Consider the following 2,611-nt stretch of genomic DNA (forward strand, 5'->3'; position numbering starts at 1 on the left):
ATTAAAATCAGGCATGGCAAAGATAGCGCGTTTTTCGTAGAAATCGGCTAAATCGACCACCGCAGATAAGGCCACAATTCGGCTAAAATGTTGTGGTTGATTCAGTCCCCATTTTAAGGCGCCATAACCACCCATCGAATTTCCCATCACGACATTGTCCTCGCGGGCGCTACTCAGTGGGAGCAGGGCGCGTAATCGCTGGGGTAATTCTGCCGTGATAAAGTCCCAGTAGCGTTGGCCGTGGGCCATGTTATTGTAAAAACTGCGATCGGCATTTGGCATGACCACCGCGTAACCAGTCGCTGTAGCATAACGCTCTAAGCCGGTCATGCGATACCAATCGGTTGCGTCGCCAGACAGACCATGCAGTAACCAGACCGTTTTTAGCGGTTGGGCATGCAGTTGGTCATAAGCGACCGTGCCATCAGTCTCGCGTCTTTCCGGTACGATGATGTTGACTTCAGTCATTTTATTGAGCGTATTTGAGAAGTAATGCAGGGTCATAAAAGCCATAATTTTCTCCAAATGGTGTGATTAAACGGTGACGGGTAACGTGGGTGCTTTTGTGGTGTGATCCGCTAAAAATGACAGGACAATTGCTTTGGCTGCCGGCGACCAAAAAGCATCGGTGCCGTGGTTGCTGCCTTGCATCGTGACAAATTGATTCGGCACGTTCACGGCATCAAGTGCCTTTTTGAGGAGGACGCTTTGTTGGAAGGGGACAATCATATCTAACGTGCCATGAAAAATTAAAAATGGTGGCAGGCCATCGTGCAGATGCGTGACGGGATCAGCTTGTTGCATGATATCAGCGGTTGGATCGATGGCGTGATGGCCAAAGTAGGCGCCCACCCAGCTATCGGCGGAACGATGTTCCTGAATAGATGGTGCTAAATCCAAGTCTTGTAAGCGGGTTGGGCCGTAAAAGTCAATCACCGCCTGGAATGTGCGGTTTTTTGGCGCTGTTTTAAAAAAAGCCGCATCATTTTGAGTCGCTGCCGTCATAATGGCAGTGTAAGCCCCAGAGGATTCACCCCAAAGTACCAGTTGGTCAGGATCAATATGGTAGTCTTTGGCGTGAGCGACAAGAAAATCAATGGCGGCATTGATATCCTGAATCGTGGACGGGAAAGTCCCACCTTTATCACTACCCTGATAGGCCACCGCAGCAACAACATAGCCTTGTTGGGCAATGTCGACCAAGTGGGGTAAGCGTAAGCCAATTTCTTGGGTAGCAAAGGCTGAGCCTTGAATCCAAATAATTAAAGGGAATTGCCGCTGATCATTGACGCCAGTTTCGGGGATATAGACCGGTGGGACAAGAATATCTAACACCAAGCCAGGTTGGCGATCGTCATAGACGATATTCGTGAAACACATGGGCATTTTTGGTGTGTCATCACCGATTAAGATTGTGGCGCCAGGGACCAGCGTCTGATCTTCAGGGAAATCATGCACTGAAAATGGGGCAAGATACTGTGGTTGGGTAGACAATTGACTGACCTCCAAATTATCGTTAAGTTTATCGCAATTATAATACGACTTCATAGTAAACGCGTTGTGATAATATGTCAAACGCAAACCATATTTGTTTTATGTTTCTTATAATGGAAAAATAAATAGTTCATGACATATTTATGGCGTTCGCTTGACATAAAAAAATATCGCGATTATAATAAGGGCGGTTAAAAATGTAAGCGTTTTCGCTGGCCTTGATTGAGGAGGATACTCAAATGGAACAGAAATTAACCGTCGCAAACAAAGTTGCTTATGGTATGAGTGACTTTGGTAATAACTTGGTGTTTGTCGCAGCGACAAACTACCTGATGTTTTACTATACGGATGTCGCGAGCATTAGCTTAGCGGCAACCGGTATTTTATTTTTGGTGGTTCGGATTTTTGACGCCTTTGCCGGTCCTATCTTTGGTATCTTAGTGGATAAAACGCAAACCCGTTTTGGTAAAGTTCGGCCGTGGTTCTTATGGATGGCCGTGCCATACGCTGTGTCAGCCGTGTTGCTGTTCTCCATTGCGTTTTTCCCAGTCAATGCGCGGTTGCCGTTAGCGTATGCCACGTATGCTATTTTCACCATCTACTTCGCTGGTTTAGGCACGGCGATTAACGCCATTTTGCCCAGTCTATCGGGGGATGCCAATGAGCGTGCCTCAGCCAATATGTTCCGTAACGTACTGGGGCAATTTGGTGGCTTAATTTCTGGCTTGGCCATTTTACCGCTAGTATCGCTGTTTGGTGGTCTTAATAGTCCAAAAGGGTTTACGATTGCAATGGGCATCTTTGCGGTGATTCTTGTCATGGCTGAAGTGTTCACGTTTACCAATGTGCGTGAGAACGTGACGCCCGCACAAGAAAAGCCGGTGCCATTGCATGATAGTATTAAGGCGCTACTCCCTAACGGTCCTTGGTGGACTATTATTATTACCAATATCATTATCTTCATTGGTGTGGTGGTCAAAAATTCTTCAACGGTTTACTTCTTTAAGTATGTGTTGCACAATGAGGGGATGTCAGCGATTGCTAATTTGCTGAGTGCGTTGGCCATGATTGTGGGTGCCATTACGATTCCGTTTTTGATTCGCCATTTCCAAATGCG

The 2,611-nt window shown here is 46.6% G+C and carries 3 protein-coding genes; 1 reads left to right on the forward strand and 2 read right to left on the reverse strand.

What is annotated here, in order from left to right:
- A partial coding sequence (locus ACW12G_RS01835; protein WP_455647139.1) for an alpha/beta hydrolase occupies positions 1–513 on the reverse strand: 513 nt, incomplete at its 3' end.
- A 21-nt stretch (positions 514–534) separates the two neighbouring features.
- The gene (locus ACW12G_RS01840; protein WP_455647141.1) at positions 535–1,494 is read right to left on the reverse strand and encodes a prolyl oligopeptidase family serine peptidase; all 960 of its coding nucleotides are present in this window, start codon (positions 1,492–1,494) and stop codon (positions 535–537) included.
- 239 nt (positions 1,495–1,733) lie between these two features.
- Between ACW12G_RS01840 and ACW12G_RS01845 the strand changes: the two genes are divergently transcribed.
- Positions 1,734–2,611: glycoside-pentoside-hexuronide (GPH):cation symporter (locus ACW12G_RS01845; RefSeq protein WP_455647142.1), on the forward strand; the 878-nt coding region annotated here is incomplete at its 3' end.

It is taken from the genome of Leuconostoc sp., assembly GCF_965300815.1.